Source organism: Micromonospora sp. NPDC007208 (assembly GCF_042869175.1).
Taxonomy (GTDB): Bacteria; Actinomycetota; Actinomycetes; order Mycobacteriales; family Micromonosporaceae; genus Micromonospora; species Micromonospora foliorum.
Map to the genome: position 1 here is coordinate 25852 of NZ_JBIAFG010000014.1, position 15183 is coordinate 41034.

The following is a 15183-nucleotide window of genomic DNA, read 5'->3' on the forward strand; positions in this document are numbered from 1 at the left end:
AGCAGTCGGGGGAGAGCAGCCCCGAAGAGAGGTGTCTGCATCGTGAAGGTCGGAATCCCACGCGAGGTCAAGAACCACGAGTACCGCGTGGCGATCACGCCAGCGGGCGTCAACGAGTTCACCCGCAGCGGCCACCAGGTCTTCGTCGAGTCCGGCGCCGGAATTGGCTCCAGCATCACCGACGAGGAGTTCGCCGCCGCCGGAGCGAAGATCCTCGCCACCGCCGACGAGGTGTGGGAGACCGCCGAGCTGGTGCTCAAGGTCAAGGAGCCGATCGCCGAGGAGTACCACCGGATGCGCGAGGGGCAGGTGCTCTTCACCTACCTGCACCTGGCCGCCTCCAAGGAGTGCACCGACGCGCTGATCGACCGCCGGGTCACCGGCATCGCGTACGAGACGGTCGAGCTGCCCGACCGGTCGCTGCCGCTGCTCGCCCCGATGTCCGAGGTGGCCGGCCGGCTCGCCCCGCAGGTGGGCGCCTTCTACATGATGCGTACCGGCGGTGGGCGCGGTGTGCTGCCCGGCGGTGTCTCCGGCGTGTACGCGGCCAAGACCGTGGTCATCGGCGCCGGCGTCTCCGGCATGAACGCCGCCGCGATCGCGCTGGGCCTGCAGTCCGAGGTGCTGCTGCTGGACAAGAACGTCGCCCGGCTGCGGCAGGCCGACGCGATCTACCGCGGCCACCTGCAGACCGTCGCCTCCAACGCGTACGAGGTCGAGCGGGCCGTGCTCGACGCCGACCTGGTCATCGGCGCGGTGCTGGTGCCCGGCGCGAAGGCCCCGACGCTGATCTCCAACGAGCTGGTCTCCCGGATGAAGCCGGGCAGCGTGCTTGTCGACATCGCCATCGACCAGGGCGGCTGCTTCGAGGACTCGCGCCCCACCACGCACGCCGACCCGGTCTACAAGGTGCACGAGTCGATCTTCTACTGCGTCGCGAACATGCCCGGCGCGGTGCCGAACACCAGCACGTACGCGCTGACCAACGTCACCCTGCCGTACGCCCTGGAGCTGGCCAACCAGGGCTGGCGCGAGGCGCTGCGCAACGACCCGGCCCTGGCGCTGGGCCTCAACACCCACGCCGGTCAGGTCACCTACGGCCCGGTAGCCGAGGCGCACGGCATGGACGTGCTCCCGCTGGCCGACGCGCTGGCCTGAACGGTGGCGGGCTGACCGGCGGCACGGACTCCGCCGGCGTGGGCACACCGCCCACGCCGGCGCTGCGCCGTGCCGTTCGCGGCTACCTCGACCACCTGACCGTCGAACGTGGCCTCTCCGCGAACACGCTCGCCTCGTACCGTCGGGATCTGGACCGCTATCTCGCGACCCTGGCCGATGCCGGCGTCACCGACCTCGCGTCGGTCGGCGCCGGCCTCGTCGAGTCGCACCTGGCGCGGCTGCGCGCCGGCGACGACGCGCACCCGCCGCTGGCGGTCTCCTCCGCCGCCCGCGCGGCCAGCGCGGTACGCGGCCTGCACCGCTTCGCGCTGCGCGAGGGCCTGGCCGGCGCCGACCCGAGCCGCGACGTCCGCCCGCCCACGCCGCCCCGGCGGCTGCCCCGGGCGCTCCCGGTCGACGACGTGATCCGGCTGCTGGAGACCGCCGGCCCGATCACCGCGATCGGCGACGACGTGCCCCTGGCGCTACGCGACCGGGCGCTGCTGGAGTTTCTGTACGGCACCGGCGCGCGGATCTCCGAAGCGGTCGGCGCCGCCGTGGACGACCTCGACACCGACGAGGGCACGGTGCTGCTGCGCGGCAAGGGCGGCCGGGTGCGGCTGGTGCCGATCGGCGGGTACGCCGTCGACGCCGTCCGCGCCTACCTGGTCCGGGCCCGCCCCGGGCTGGCCGCCGCCGGCCGGGGCACCCCGGCGGTGTTCCTGAACGCCCGCGGCGGCGCGCTGTCCCGCCAGGGCGCCTGGGGCATCCTGCGCCGCGCCGCCGAGCGGGCCGGGCTGCCCGTCGACGGGCCCGCCGCGGTCTCTCCGCACACCCTGCGCCACTCGTACGCCACCCACCTGCTCGACGGCGGCGCCGACGTTCGGGTGGTCCAGGAGTTGCTCGGCCACGCGTCGGTGACCACCACCCAGGTCTACACGTTGGTCACCGTGGAGCGGTTGCGCGAGGTGTACGCCACCGCCCACCCGCGCGCCCGGGGCTGAACCGGTCACGGTCGGCGCCGACACGCCGGGCCGGTGCCGAACCCCCTGCTGGTCGGTGGCGTACAGTCGGCATCGGCGCGGACCTCCTGGAGCGACACGACCGGGGTGCGCAGCGGCGCCGCGAAGGACGTCGGACGGCTCCGACGCCGGGTGGGTCGTCGGGAGGGGGCAACGAGCACATGGCTGGCAACGGTGACCGTGCCGAGACCTGGACGTCGGAGCTCCGCGAGCAGCAGGCCACGCTCGGCGCGGACCTGGGTCCTGCGGACCCGGCTGCCTACACGATGCGCAAGCCCATCCCCGAGCCGATGCCCACCGACCGGCACGGCCCCGCGCGCATCATCGCGATGGCCAACCAGAAGGGTGGCGTGGGTAAGACCACCACCACCATCAACCTGGGCGCCGCCCTCGCCGAGTACGGCCGCAAGGTGCTGCTCGTCGACTTCGACCCGCAGGGCGCCCTCTCGGTGGGCCTGGGCGTCAACCCGCACAACCTCGACCTGTCCGTCTACAACCTGCTCATGCAGGACGACGTGCTCGCCGAGGACGTGCTCATCAAGACCGACGTGGCGGGCCTGCACCTGCTGCCGGCCAACATCGACCTCTCCGCCGCCGAGATCCAGCTCGTCAACGAGGTCGCCCGGGAGATGGCCCTGGCCCGGGTCCTGCGCACGGTCCGCAAGGAGTACGACTACATCCTGATCGACTGCCAGCCGTCGCTCGGCCTGCTGGCGATCAACGCGCTGACCGTCGCGCACGGTGTGCTCATCCCGCTGGAGTGCGAGTTCTTCAGCCTGCGCGGTGTGGCACTGCTGCTGGACACCATCGACAAGGTGCGCGAGCGGCTCAACTTCGACCTGGAGCTCGAAGGCATCCTCGCCACCATGTACGACAGCCGCACCACGCACTGCCGCCAGGTCCTCCAGCGGGTGGTCGAGGCGTTCGGCGACAAGGTCTACCAGACGGTCATCACCAAGACGGTGAAGTTCCCCGAGTCCACCGTGGCCGGTGCCCCCATCACGACGATGGACCCGGCCTCCTCCGGGGCACGTAACTACCGTCAGCTGGCCCGCGAGGTGATCGCCGCCCAGTCGGAGCGGTAGCCGGAACTCCCGGTGCCCGCCTCGTGGACTACGGTCGTCCGGTGACCGCGCCACCCCTCGACCCGCCCGACACCGCCCCTGTGGCAGTGGTCGACGGTGTGCAGCCCGCCGGGTTCACGGTCCGGCTGGCCAACTTCACCGGCCCGTTCGACCTGCTGCTGCAGCTCATCGGCAAGCACAAGCTCGACGTCACCGAGGTGGCCCTGCACACGGTCACCGACGAGTTCATCGCCTACATCAGGGCCATGGGCGACAACTGGGACCTGGACGAGGCCAGCGAGTTCCTGCTCATCGCCGCGACCCTGCTCGACCTGAAGGCGGCCCGGTTGCTGCCCGCCGCCGAGGTGGAGGACGAGGCCGACCTCGCCCTGCTGGAGGCACGGGACCTGCTCTTCGCCCGGCTGTTGCAGTACAAGGCGTACAAGGAGGCGGCGGCGCACATCGCCGAGCTGGAGGCCGTCGGCGGCCGACGGTATCCGCGTGCGGTCAGCCTGGAGCCCCGCTACGCCGAGGCACTGCCCGACCTGGTGCTCGGCATCGGCCCCCAGCGCCTGCTGAAGCTTGCCGTGAAGGCGATGACTCCGAAGCCGGTGCCGGAGGTCTCCATCGCCCACGTGCACATGGTCCGGGTCAGTGTCCGGGAACACGCGGCCATCCTCGCCGCCCGGCTGCGCCGCGCCGGCACGGCCACCTTCTCGCTGCTCTGCGCCGACTGCGAGGCCACCCTGGAGGTGGTGGCCCGGTTCCTCGCGCTGCTGGAGCTGTACCGGGAGGGCCTGGTGTCCTTCGTGCAGGAGCAGGCCCTGGAGGAGCTGACCGTGCGCTGGACCGGCCCGGCCGACGGCGACACCGAGCTGCACGTCGACGAGTACGCCGGCGCCCCGGAGTCGCCGGAGCCTGAGCTGGCGGGGCCTGAGTCGGCGGGGGCTGGGCCTGCGTCGGTGGAGCCTGGGTCTGAGTCGGTGGGGGAGGCCGGCGGGCCGGACGGGACGGGAACGACGGAGGGTGTGCGGGATGAGTGACGAGCAACGCCGGGACTCGCTGGCCGACCAGGCTGCCGCCTGGGTGCCCCCGTGGGACCGCCCCCGCCCGCCCGCCGCAGAGGACACCCCCACATCGCCGGACGAGTCAGCCGCACCACCGGACACCGAAGAACGTGGCGCCGGTGAGCCGCAGCGTGTCGAGGCGGCCTCGGACGAGGCGGGCTCGGACGAGGCGGGCTCGGACGAGGCGGGCTCGGCGAGGCCGGACCTCGGTGCGGTGACGAAGGGCACGGCGGGGGAGTCGGGTGACGCTGGGGACGTACCCCGGCGGCAGTTGGCGGGGCGGCGGCGGGCGACGCCCGCGCCGGAGCCCGCGCCCGAGCTGTCCGACACCGAGCTGCGCGGCGCGTTGGAGGCGATCCTGCTGGTGGTCGACGAGCCGGTCAGCGAGCTGGTGCTGGCCCAGGTGCTGGAGCAGCCCGCCGAGCGGGTCGGGCCGATGCTCGACGAGATCGCCGCCGGTTACACCGCGGCCGGGCACGGGTTCGAGCTGCGCCGGGCGGCCGGTGGGTGGCGGCTTTACACCCGGCCGGAATACGCTACGTACGTTGAGCGGTTCGTATTGGACGGGCAGTCTGTGCGGCTGACCCAGGCGGCGTTGGAGACGCTCGCCGTGGTCGCCTACAAGCAGCCGGTGACCCGTTCGCGAATCTCAGCCATCCGGGGTGTGAACTGCGACGGGGTCATCCGTACGCTGGTCACCCGCGGCCTCATCGAGGAGTGCGGCACCGAAACGGACAGCGGGGCGTTCCTCTACCGGACCACCACGCTGTTCCTGGAGAAGCTCGGGCTGAACACCGTCGACGAGCTGCCGCCCCTCGCACCCTTCCTGCCCGACGACGTAGAAGAGCTTGCTGATGCGACCCGATAACCGTTCCCCGAAACCCGATGCGCCCGTCTACGAGGGGGCTGAGCGCCTGCAGAAGGTCCTCGCCGCCGCCGGCGTGGGTTCCCGGCGCGCCTGTGAGGACCTGATCTTCCGCCGCCGGGTCACCGTGGACGGGCGGGTCGCCAAGCTCGGCGACAAGGTCGACCCGGCCACCTCCGTGATCCACGTGGACGGGGAGCGCCTCCAGGTCGACATCCGCCTGGTCTACGTGGCGATGAACAAGCCGCGCGGGGTGGTCACCTCCATGGCGGACGACAAGGGACGCAACGAGCTGGCCGAGTTCATCGGCAACAGGGTGGAGCAGCGGGTCTACCACGTGGGGCGGCTCGACGCGGACAGTGAGGGCCTGTTGCTGCTCACCAACGACGGCACCCTCGCGCACAAGCTCATGCACCCCTCGTACGAGGTGCTGAAGACCTACCTCGCCGAGGTGGTCGGGCCGATCCCGCGCAACCTGAGCAAGCGGCTGTTGGCCGGCGTCGAGCTGGAGGACGGGCCGGTCAAGGTCGACTCGTTCAAGGTGGTGGACACTCTGGGTAAATCCGCCCAGGTGGAGCTGAGCCTGCACGAGGGCCGCAAGCACATCGTCCGGCGACTGATGGAGGAGGTCGGCCACCCGGTCACCCGGCTGGTGCGTACCTCGATCGGTCCGATCCGGCTGGGTGAACTGCGGACCGGGCGGATCCGGCGGTTGACCAACGCCGAGGTCGCCGCCCTGTTCAACGCGGTGGGTGACTGACCCCCGAGTTCGGGGTACGGCAGCCGGTAGGCTCCACCGATGGCCGGGACGCGGCCGCCCGGGTGGCGTGGGTCGCCTCCGGCGGCGTCGCGCGCGGGTTCGTTAACGCACCCGGGCATGATTGATGACGATTGACAACCGCTTGCGGCGCCAGATCACCGGGCGATCCGTGAGGTACGGGCTGAGGAGGACACGGTGGAGGAAAACGTACGGACCGGGCGATGTGTGGTCGCTGTGGACGGGCCGTCCGGTTCGGGTAAGTCCACCGTGTCGCGGCGGCTCGCCGTCGGGATCGGTGCGCGCTACCTGGACACCGGGGCGATGTACCGGGCGATCACGTGGGCCGTGTTGCGCTCCGGCGTGGACCTCGCCGACGCCGCGTCGGTGGCCAAGGTCGCCAGCGAGGTCAAGCTGCACATCGGCACCCACCCGCAGGGGTACGCCGTGACCGTCGACGGCGTGGGCGTGGACGCGGATATCCGGGGCCCGGAGGTGACCGGCGCCGTTTCCGCCGTCGCCGCCGTGCCGGCTGTCCGTGAGCTGCTCGTCACCCGGCAGCGCGAGATGATCGCCAACGCTCGTCGGATGGTGGTCGAGGGTCGCGACATCGGCTCGGTCGTCGCGCCGGACGCCGACCTGAAGGTCTTCCTGACCGCCTCCGAGGAGGCCCGTGCCGCCCGACGCAGCGCCGAGGACGCCGCCGACGTGGCGGCCACGGCCGCCGACCTGGCGCGGCGGGACCGGCTGGACTCGACCCGCAAGGTCAACCCGCTGGCCCAGGCGCCCGACGCGGTGGTGCTGGACACCACCGAGCTGGGCATCGACGAGGTCGTGGCGCGGATGCGCGACCTGCTCACCGAGCGGGGAGTGGCATGAGTAGCGATGGTGGTGGGTGGGTCGAGCTGCGTGAGCCCGACGTCGTCGTGGAGGAACCGAGCGGCCCGCAGCCGGTGGTGGCCGTGGTCGGCCGTCCCAACGTGGGCAAGTCGACGCTGGTCAACCGGATCATCGGCCGCCGGCAGGCGGTCGTCGAGGACGTCCCTGGCGTGACCCGCGACCGGGTCCCGTACGACGCGCAGTGGAACGGCCGGGCGTTCACCGTGGTGGACACCGGCGGTTGGGAACCGGACGCGAAGGACCGGGCCGCGGCCATCGCGGCGCAGGCCGAGACGGCCGTCGTCACCGCCGACGTGGTGCTCTTCGTGGTCGACGCGATGGTGGGCTCCACCGACGTGGACGAGGCAGCGGTGAAGATGCTGCGGCGCAGCGCCAAGCCGGTGATCCTGGTGGCGAACAAGGCCGACAACAACTCCATCGAGATGGAGGCCACGTCGCTGTGGTCGCTCGGTCTCGGTGAGCCGTTCCCGGTGTCCGCGCTGCACGGACGCGGCTCCGGCGACCTGCTGGATGCCATCCTCGCCGCGCTGCCGGAGGCACCGGCGATCGTGGAGAACCGTCCGCGTGGACCGCGCCGGGTGGCGCTGGTCGGGCGGCCGAACGTCGGCAAGTCCAGCCTGCTCAACCGGTTCTCCGGCGAGGAGCGGGCGGTCGTCGACTCGGTGGCGGGTACCACTGTGGACCCGGTGGACAGCCTGGTCGAGATCGGCGGTCAGACCTGGCAGTTGGTGGACACGGCCGGTCTGCGCAAGCGGGTCGGCAAGGCCAGTGGCACTGAGTACTACGCCAGCCTGCGGACCGCCGGCGCGATCGAGGCCGCCGAGGTTGCCGTGGTGTTGCTGGACTCCAGCGAGCCGATCAGCGAGCAGGACCAGCGGATCCTGTCGATGGTGACAGAATCGGGCCGGGCGCTTGTCATCGCGTTCAACAAGTGGGACCTGGTCGACGCCGACCGTCGCTACTACCTGGACAAGGAGATCGACCGGGAGTTGCGCCGCATCCCCTGGGCGATCCGGCTGAACCTGTCGGCGATGACCGGCCGCGCCGTGGACAAGCTGGCCCCCGCCCTGAACAAGGCGCTGGCCAGCTGGGAAACGCGTGTGCCGACCGCGCACCTCAACCAGTGGCTCACCGCGCTGGTGCAGGCCACCCCCCACCCGGTACGTGGTGGACGGGCGCCGCGCATCCTGTTCGCGACGCAGGCCGGTGTGGCACCGCCACGGTTCGTGCTCTTCACCACCGGCCCGCTGGACGCCGGCTACCAGCGCTTCGTCGAGCGCAAGCTCCGCGAGGAATTCGGGTACGAGGGCAGCCCGATCGAGATCTCGGTCCGCCCGCGCAAGAAGCTCGGCCCCGGCGGCCGAGGCAAGGCGCACGGCTGACCGCTTCGGTTATGCGCATGCCGGATGGGCGATCCTGCCCATCCGGCATTTTCCCGTCCAACCCCACCCTCCTAGGACGCTTTAGGGGTTGTGAGGGGGTTCGGCTGTGTCGCGACGCCGGTGGGGCCTGTGCGGACGACCCGGAGCTGCTGCGCTAAGCTGTACCGGCTGCCGCGGGGGAAACCACGCGGGGGCGGGACGTGGCGCAGCTTGGTAGCGCACTTGACTGGGGGTCAAGGGGTCGTCGGTTCGAATCCGGCCGTCCCGACGGATAAAAAGCCCTGACCGGCGGAAACGCTGGTCAGGGCTTTAAGTTTGTCTATGGGGTTTTGAACCGCCCCCCGAAAACCCCCGACTACCAGGGTCGGCAACCAGGTTTTTCATCCATGCGCATCGCTGGACAGGGCGGGTGTGGGAGGTTGCCGCTTCCCGTGGTCGGTGCCCAGTCGCTCGAGCGCCAGCGGCCTGCTGCCGGGCATCTCGGCCACGCCCCTCGCCCCGCAGGGCAGCGGCGCGACCGGGTCCAGTCTGTCGAGAAACAGTCGGTCTCGATCTCGTCGCGCCCGAGCGCGTGGTGACCACCGACCGCTGGCCCGGACTTCACCACCGAGCCATCAAGCGCGGGGAACTGGCTCGGTGGTGAAGGTCTGTCGTTGTATGCCTGGCCAGCGGCTGGCGAGTTCGGCGAGGATCTCCACCAGTTCGGGTCGGTCGAACGGGCCGACGTGGGGGCCGCGACGCTTCGTACGTCTCGGCACCGTCGACGGTGTGGTCCCGTGGCTGCGGTTCACCATGGAATTCACTTTGCTGGCGGCCCTCGGCGTCGCCACCCTCGTACTCGCCGCGGCGGTGCTCGCCGGCGACCAGCGCCTACGTGCCCTCATTCCTCGACAACGACCCGAAGGCCCGCGCCGGCCATGACGTCGTGGGAGCGTCCCGTCGATCACCGCCGCGCACCCCCGACCGGGGCGGACTTCGGCAGTCGGATTTCACGGCGGTCGATGAAACCGTTGTTGGGCGATGACGAATCTGTTAGCTTTTCCAAACCTCGATGAGAGAGCGCTCTCCCGAGGCTAGAGGTCAAAGAAGATGACGGCGCTGCACCCCTGACCAGGCACCGTCCACAGCCGCCCACCCCACCCCACCCCATCCCACCCCACCCCCATCCCCATCCCCATCACGGCGCCGCGCGACCTCCACTGAGGCGCGACGTGCCGACGACCCTCCACCGCCGGGACAGACGCGGCACGCCATGCGTCCCGGGACCTACCCGCGGGGCCGCCTACCGCGGCCACGTTCGAGACGTGATCGGCGCACGTTTCGGCTGCTTCCTCACGAGAGGTAACCAACCGATCATGATTCGCAGAGTGCTGCTAATCGTCGCTCTTGTACTGGCCGGGGTGGGCGTCAACGCCGCCCCGGCGTTCGCGGCCGACTTCTCGGTGCTGGTCTTCAGCAAGACCGCGGGGTTCCGGCATGACGCGATCCCCGCAGGGATCACTGCGATCCAGCAACTGGGCACGCAGGGCAACTTCACGGTCGAGGCGACCGAGGACGCCGCCCAGTTCACCGACACGAACCTGGCCAGGTTCAGAGCGGTCATCTGGCTGTCCACGACCGGCGACGTGCTCGACTCGACCCAGCAGGCCGCGTTCGAGCGCTACCTCCGCGCCGGCGGCGGCTATGTCGGCGTGCACGCCGCCTCCGACACCGAATACGACTGGCCCTGGTACGGCAACCTCGTCGGCGCCTACTTCTCCAGCCACCCCGCGATCCAGCCGGCCACCGTCCGCATCGAGGACACCGCCCACCCTTCGAACGCGGGCATCCCGGTGAACTGGAACCGCACCGACGAGTTGTACAACTACCGCACCAACCCCCGCTCGCAGGTGCACGTCCTCGCGAATCTCAACGAGGCCACGTACACCGGCGGCACCATGAACGGCGACCACCCGATCTCGTGGTGCCGGCCCTACGACGGCGGCCGCTCCTGGTACACCGGCCTCGGCCATACCCAGGAGAGCTACACCGAGGCCAACTTCCGCACCCACCTGCTCGGCGGCATCAGGTACGCCGCGCAGAACGTCGGCAACTGCTCGGTGCAGGCCCCCGTCGGCACGTTCAACCAGGTGAACCTGGCCAAGGGCGTGGAGGAGACCGGTGAACCGATGGGCCTCACCGTGCTGCCCAACCGGGGTGTGCTGCACACCTCGCGGAACGGCGTCATCCGGTACACCGACGTCAACGGCAACACCAAGGTCGCCCTGACGCTGCCGGTCTACAGCCACGACGAGGAGGGTCTGCAGAGCATCAAGGCCGACCCGAACTTCGCCAGCAACCGCTGGGTGTACGTCTACTACGCGCCGCCGCTCAGCACGCCGGGCGGCGACGCTCCGTCCACCGGCACGGCGGCGCAGTTCGCCCCGTTCAACGGCTCCAACAAGCTGGCCCGGCTCACCGTGCGGGACGACAACACGATCGACCCGGCCTCGCTGGTGACGATCCTCGACGTGCCGACCAGCCGTGGGCTGTGCTGCCACGTAGGCGGTGACATCGACTTCGACGCCGCCGGCAACCTGTACCTGTCCACCGGCGACGACACCAACCCGTTCGATTCGGCCGGTTCCGCGCCGCTCGACGAGCGGGCCGACCGTAACCCCGCCTACGACGCGCAGCGCACCTCGGCCAACAGCAACGACCTGCGCGGCAAGGTGCTGCGGATCAAGCCGGGTGCGACGGGCGGCTACACCATCCCGGCCGGCAACATGTTCGCCCCGGGCACGGCGAACACCAGGCCCGAGGTGTACGCCATGGGCTTCCGGAACCCGTTCCGGATGAGCGTGGACAAGGCGACCGGGGTCGTCTACCTCGGTGACTACGGCCCCGACGCCGGCTCTGCCGACCCGCAGCGTGGGCCGGCGGGCACCGTCTCGTTCGAGCGGATCACGCAGCCGGGCTTCTACGGCTGGCCGTACTGCTCCAACTACAACACCCCCTACCAGGAGTTCACGTTCCCCAGCGGGCCGTCGTCCGGTCCGTACAACTGTGCCGGTGGGCCGACGAACAACTCCCGGAACAACACCGGCATCACCACGCTGCCGCCGTCGCAGGCGGCCTGGCTGCCCTACGGTGGGCAGGGGCCCTGGCGTCCCGAGTTGGGTGGGGGCGGGCCCATGGGCGGTCCGGTCTACAACTTCAACCCGGCGCTGGCTTCCGATGTGAAGTTCCCAGCGTCGTACAACGGGAAGGTCTTCCTCGGCGAGTTCACCAGTCGCTGGATCAAGGCGGTCACCTTGAACGCCAACGGCACGGCCGGCGCTATCGAGCCGATCCCGTGGTCCGGAACCGCGATCATGGACATGGAGTTCGGGCCTGACGGCGCCCTGTATGTGCTCGACTACGGCACCACCTGGTTCGGCGGCGACGCCAACTCGGCCCTCTACCGGATCGAGTACAACACCGGCGGCAACCGGGCACCGATCGCGCAGATCAGCGCCACCCCGTCCTCCGGCGCGGCGCCGCTGGCCGTGCAGTTCAGCTCGGCGGGCAGCAACGACCCGGACGGCGACCCGATCACGTACGCCTGGGACTTCACCAGCAACGGCAGCACCGACTCCACGGCGGCCAACCCGACGTTCACCTACCCGGCGAACGGCGAGTACACCGCGACGCTGACGGTACGGGACCCCAGCGGCAGAACCTCGACGGCCAGTACCGTCATCGGGGTCGGCCGACCATCCATCGAATTGATCACACCGGCCGACGGATCGGTGTTCCAGTTCGGCGACTTGGTGCCCTACCAGGTGAGGGTCACCGATCCGAACGCCGGCACCATCGACTGCAGCCGGGTCCAGCTCAACTACATCCTCGGCCACGACAGTCATGGTCACCCGATCACCAGCAAGAACGGCTGCACCGGGTCGATCCAGACCACTGTGGACGGTGAGCACGACGCGTCCGCGAACATCTTCGGAGTGCTCGCCGCGGTGTACACCCCGGTCAGCGGGGTCGCGGTCCAGGACCAGCACGTGCTGCAACCGCGGACCCGGCAGGCCGAGCACTTCGGCACCATGAACGGCGTCCAACTCGCCGCCAAGCCCAGCGCCCACGGCGGCAACGCCATCGGGTACATCGAGAACGGCGACTGGATCTCCTTCACGCCGTACAACCTGGCCGGCGTCACCGGTATCAAGGCGCGGGTCGCCTCGGCCGGCGTCGGTGGCACGCTGACCGTGCGGGTCGACTCACCGACCGGCCCGGTGGCCGGCACGGTGCAGGTCGCTCCGACCGGTGGCTGGGAGACGTGGGCCGACGTCACCGGGACGATCAGCCCACCCGCCGGAACGCACCAGCTGTACCTGGTGTTCACCGGTGGCGCGGGATCGCTGTTCGACATCGACGACTTCACGTTCACCTCCGGCACCACGCAACCGCCGTCGGGGAACCTGGCGTTGAACAAGCCGGTGACGGCGTCGAGCACGGAGTCCGGCACATTCCCGGCCTCGGCTGCGGTGGACGGTTCGCTGACCACCAGGTGGGCGAGCACCTTCAGCGATCCGCAGTGGATCCAGGTGGACCTCGGCCAGTCGACCTCCATCGACCGGGTCAAGCTGACCTGGGAAGCGGCGTACGGCTCGGGGTACCAGATCCAGACGTCGGCCAACGGGACCACCTGGACCACGGTCCGGACGGTGACCGGCGGCGACGGTGGAGTGGACGACAACACCGCGCTGGCCGCCACGGGTCGTTACGTGCGGATCAACGGTACGGCCCGCGCCACCGCCTACGGATATTCGCTGTTCGAGTTCGAGGTCTACGGCGGCGGCGTCGTACAGCCGCCTGCGGGCAACCTGGCGTTGAACAAGCCGGCGAGCGCGTCGAGCACCGAGGCGGTCGCCTACCCGGCCTCCGCCGCGGTGGACGGTTCGCTGACCAGCAGGTGGGCGAGTGCCTTCGCCGACCCGCAGTGGATCCAGGTGGATCTCGGTCAGTCGTACCCCATCAATCGGGTCAAGTTGACCTGGGAGGGAGCGTACGGCTCGGGGTACCAGATCCAGACGTCGGCCAACGGGACAACCTGGACCACAGCCCGGACGATCGCCGGTGGTGACGGTGGGGTGGACGACAACACCGCGCTGGCCGCCACGGGTCGTTACGTGCGGATCAACGGTACGGTCCGCGCCACGGCCTGGGGATATTCGCTGTTCGAGTTCGAGGTCTACAGCTGATTGGGTAGACCGCGCACGATGGGGCGCAGGGACCTTCGAAGGTCCCTGCGCCCCTGGTCTGTCCCGGCCATCGCCACATGACGGGCGGCGGTGGCCGGTGCCGCTTCGATCTCTCACAACCATCTCAGGGACGGTCGGGCTCCAGCGACCGGCACAAGGGCTACGTGCTCGACTGAGAACGGATGCTGTCCCTGGACGGCAACACCGCGCCCTACCTGCAGTACGCGTACTCCCGAATCCAGTCGATCTTCCGGCGAGCCGGCGTGGCAGCACGGCCCGAAGCGGCGATCTCATTGGCCGAGCCGCCTGAGCGGGCGCTGGCGATCGAGCTGGTCGGCTTCGGTGCGGTGGTCGGGGAGGTGGCGGACAGTCTGGAGTTTCGACCACCTGGCCGGCTACCTGTACCGGCTGGCCGCGTCGTTCAGTGCGTTCTACGAACGCTGCCCCGTGCTGCGGGCCGACGGGCCGGTCCGGCCCAGCCGACTGGTGCTCTGCGACCTGACCGCCCGGGTGCTTCGGCAGTGCCAGAACCCGCCAGCGCGCCGGATCCCGGCCCTACACCTAAGGAAACTGCCCTGTGTTCCAGTCGTGCAGGTTCCCCGCGTGAGAGGCACTTCGTAGGTGCATCGTGACTTGTCCGCCAAGGGGTCAGGTCTCAGCCGCCGTTACCAATTCGATTGTCCACGGCGATCCAGTTCGTCTCCCACGTCTGCCCACCGTCGTCTGAGTAGGCCTGTTCGAACCTCGCCTTGTCCGGGCCCTGCCGGAAGATGAGGAAGCGCACCGTGATGGCACGTCCCCTGAGCTGGTCGTCGCCGTAGAACTCGCCCACACCGTCGTGGAACCCGCCGTACACGGACGGGGTGAGCAGTCCATCGCGGATGTTGACAAAGGTCAGGCTCCAGCGCATCGCCTGGGGCTCATAGAGCCGCAGATTGAGGCCTTCGATCCGTCCGTTCGGCCCCGAGACCTTGAGTTCGACGACATTCGCACGCCGGTCCAGCAGCGGACGCACGACGCTCGTACCCTCGAACTGGAGCCATTCATCCTCGGATTCCGAGAGCGGATCGGCGAGCACCCGCACCTTGGTATGCCAGGCACCGATCTCCCAGTCGAAGTCACGTTGGCCATCCTCGACAGCCGCCGGAGCCCTGAAGGAGGCTGTCGCCGCGCCGCCCGACGCCGCCATCGCCAGCATGAGGAGCGGGAGGCACGTGACCAGGATTCGCTTGTATGGCACGGCGATTTTGGTGTGAAGGTTCATGATTCGACTATCTGAGTGGAGCACTCCCATGAGCAAGAAGGCACCTGCACGTAACCCCTCACCGTCGCGCCCCAATCCTCTACCCGGCTGCCCGATGGCCGCGGCATTCGCCGCGGTCGGTGGAAAGTGGAAGCTGACTCTTGTGTATTGGCTAGCCCATGGCGAGTGCCACTTCGCCGGCCTCCGCCGTCTGGGCGCGCCGATCACGCCCAAAGTGCTGGCCGAGCAGCTGCGCGAACTCCAGGCTGACGGGCTCGTCGAGCGCGTCGTGACCGGACCCATCCCGGCGCCGGTCATCTACAGGCTCACCTCCTATGGCACTACGGTTCTGCCTGTCGTGGAAGGCGTCCGGGTCTGGGGCGAGGCGCACCTCCAGCGCACCCATGGTCAGGCCACACCCGACGAGTCGATGCGCTGCCGGCATGCGATCGCGTAGGCCCGCCCCGGCCTTGCTCGGGTGTCGCCCCTGATCTTGG

Annotated in this window: 12 protein-coding genes, 1 tRNA gene and 1 pseudogene; 13 read left to right on the plus strand and 1 reads right to left on the minus strand. The window is 69.9% G+C overall.

Features of this window, described 5'->3' with window-relative positions; genetic code table 11:
• Window positions 1-42 precede the first annotated feature (42 nt).
• From ald to ACFYL6_RS24400, 12 genes and pseudogenes are all read left to right on the plus strand, one after another.
• On the plus strand, window positions 43-1158 hold the full coding sequence (gene ald / locus ACFYL6_RS24345) for an alanine dehydrogenase (RefSeq protein WP_387174473.1): 1116 nt from the start codon (window positions 43-45) through the stop codon (window positions 1156-1158).
• Window positions 1159-1196: 38 nt separating this feature from the next.
• Window positions 1197-2162 carry a site-specific tyrosine recombinase XerD gene (locus ACFYL6_RS24350; RefSeq protein ID WP_387174475.1) on the plus strand — a complete coding sequence of 322 codons (966 nt, stop codon included), beginning with the start codon at window positions 1197-1199 and terminating at the stop codon, window positions 2160-2162.
• A gap of 179 nt (window positions 2163-2341) precedes the next feature.
• Window positions 2342-3265, plus strand: coding sequence for a ParA family protein (locus ACFYL6_RS24355; RefSeq protein ID WP_203124903.1), 924 nt, complete (start codon window positions 2342-2344; stop codon window positions 3263-3265).
• 41 nt (window positions 3266-3306) lie between these two features.
• Window positions 3307-4287 carry a segregation and condensation protein A gene (locus ACFYL6_RS24360; protein WP_387174477.1) on the plus strand — a complete coding sequence of 327 codons (981 nt, stop codon included), beginning with the start codon at window positions 3307-3309 and terminating at the stop codon, window positions 4285-4287.
• Window positions 4280-5179, plus strand: a complete 900-nt coding sequence (gene scpB, locus ACFYL6_RS24365; protein ID WP_387174479.1) for an SMC-Scp complex subunit ScpB — start codon at window positions 4280-4282, stop codon at window positions 5177-5179. The genes ACFYL6_RS24360 and scpB overlap by 8 nt, the downstream gene beginning before the upstream one ends.
• Window positions 5166-5936 carry a pseudouridine synthase gene (locus tag ACFYL6_RS24370; protein WP_238659881.1) on the plus strand — a complete coding sequence of 257 codons (771 nt, stop codon included), beginning with the start codon at window positions 5166-5168 and terminating at the stop codon, window positions 5934-5936. Before scpB ends, ACFYL6_RS24370 begins: the two co-directional genes overlap by 14 nt.
• Before the next feature lie 195 nt (window positions 5937-6131).
• Window positions 6132-6812, plus strand: a complete 681-nt coding sequence (cmk, locus tag ACFYL6_RS24375; protein ID WP_387174481.1) for a (d)CMP kinase — start codon at window positions 6132-6134, stop codon at window positions 6810-6812.
• Window positions 6809-8215 carry a ribosome biogenesis GTPase Der gene (gene der, locus ACFYL6_RS24380; RefSeq protein WP_238689286.1) on the plus strand — a complete coding sequence of 469 codons (1407 nt, stop codon included), beginning with the start codon at window positions 6809-6811 and terminating at the stop codon, window positions 8213-8215. Before cmk ends, der begins: the two co-directional genes overlap by 4 nt.
• Before the next feature lie 194 nt (window positions 8216-8409).
• Window positions 8410-8483 (plus strand) — tRNA-Pro (locus tag ACFYL6_RS24385).
• Between the two features lie 389 nt (window positions 8484-8872).
• Window positions 8873-9136 (plus strand): hypothetical protein, encoded by a 264-nt coding sequence (locus ACFYL6_RS24390; RefSeq protein WP_387174483.1) that lies wholly within the window; start codon window positions 8873-8875, stop codon window positions 9134-9136.
• A 446-nt stretch (window positions 9137-9582) separates the two neighbouring features.
• Complete coding sequence (locus ACFYL6_RS24395; protein WP_387174485.1) at window positions 9583-13443, plus strand: ThuA domain-containing protein; 3861 nt, start codon at window positions 9583-9585, stop codon at window positions 13441-13443.
• A gap of 140 nt (window positions 13444-13583) precedes the next feature.
• A pseudogene (locus tag ACFYL6_RS24400) lies at window positions 13584-13965 on the plus strand (DALR anticodon-binding domain-containing protein); the annotation flags it as partial.
• 133 nt (window positions 13966-14098) lie between these two features.
• On the opposite strand, the gene ACFYL6_RS24405 reads toward ACFYL6_RS24400, so the two are convergent.
• Complete coding sequence (locus tag ACFYL6_RS24405) at window positions 14099-14707, minus strand: hypothetical protein (protein ID WP_387174487.1); 609 nt, start codon at window positions 14705-14707, stop codon at window positions 14099-14101.
• Between the two features lie 28 nt (window positions 14708-14735).
• On the opposite strand from ACFYL6_RS24405, the gene ACFYL6_RS24410 reads away from it, so the two are divergent.
• Complete coding sequence (locus ACFYL6_RS24410) at window positions 14736-15143, plus strand: winged helix-turn-helix transcriptional regulator (RefSeq protein WP_387174489.1); 408 nt, start codon at window positions 14736-14738, stop codon at window positions 15141-15143.
• The last annotated feature ends 40 nt before the right edge of the window (window positions 15144-15183 follow it).

Coding starts and splice junctions, on each gene's coding strand:
- der (WP_238689286.1), top strand. CDS start 6,809: ATGAGTAGCGATGGTGGTGGGTGGGTCGAGCTGCGTGAGCCCGACGTC.
- ACFYL6_RS24370 (WP_238659881.1), top strand. CDS start 5,166: ATGCGACCCGATAACCGTTCCCCGAAACCCGATGCGCCCGTCTACGAG.
- scpB (WP_387174479.1), top strand. CDS start 4,280: ATGAGTGACGAGCAACGCCGGGACTCGCTGGCCGACCAGGCTGCCGCC.
- ACFYL6_RS24405 (WP_387174487.1), bottom strand. CDS start 14,707: ATGAACCTTCACACCAAAATCGCCGTGCCATACAAGCGAATCCTGGTC.
- ACFYL6_RS24410 (WP_387174489.1), top strand. CDS start 14,736: ATGAGCAAGAAGGCACCTGCACGTAACCCCTCACCGTCGCGCCCCAAT.
- ACFYL6_RS24355 (WP_203124903.1), top strand. CDS start 2,342: ATGGCTGGCAACGGTGACCGTGCCGAGACCTGGACGTCGGAGCTCCGC.
- ACFYL6_RS24390 (WP_387174483.1), top strand. CDS start 8,873: ATGCCTGGCCAGCGGCTGGCGAGTTCGGCGAGGATCTCCACCAGTTCG.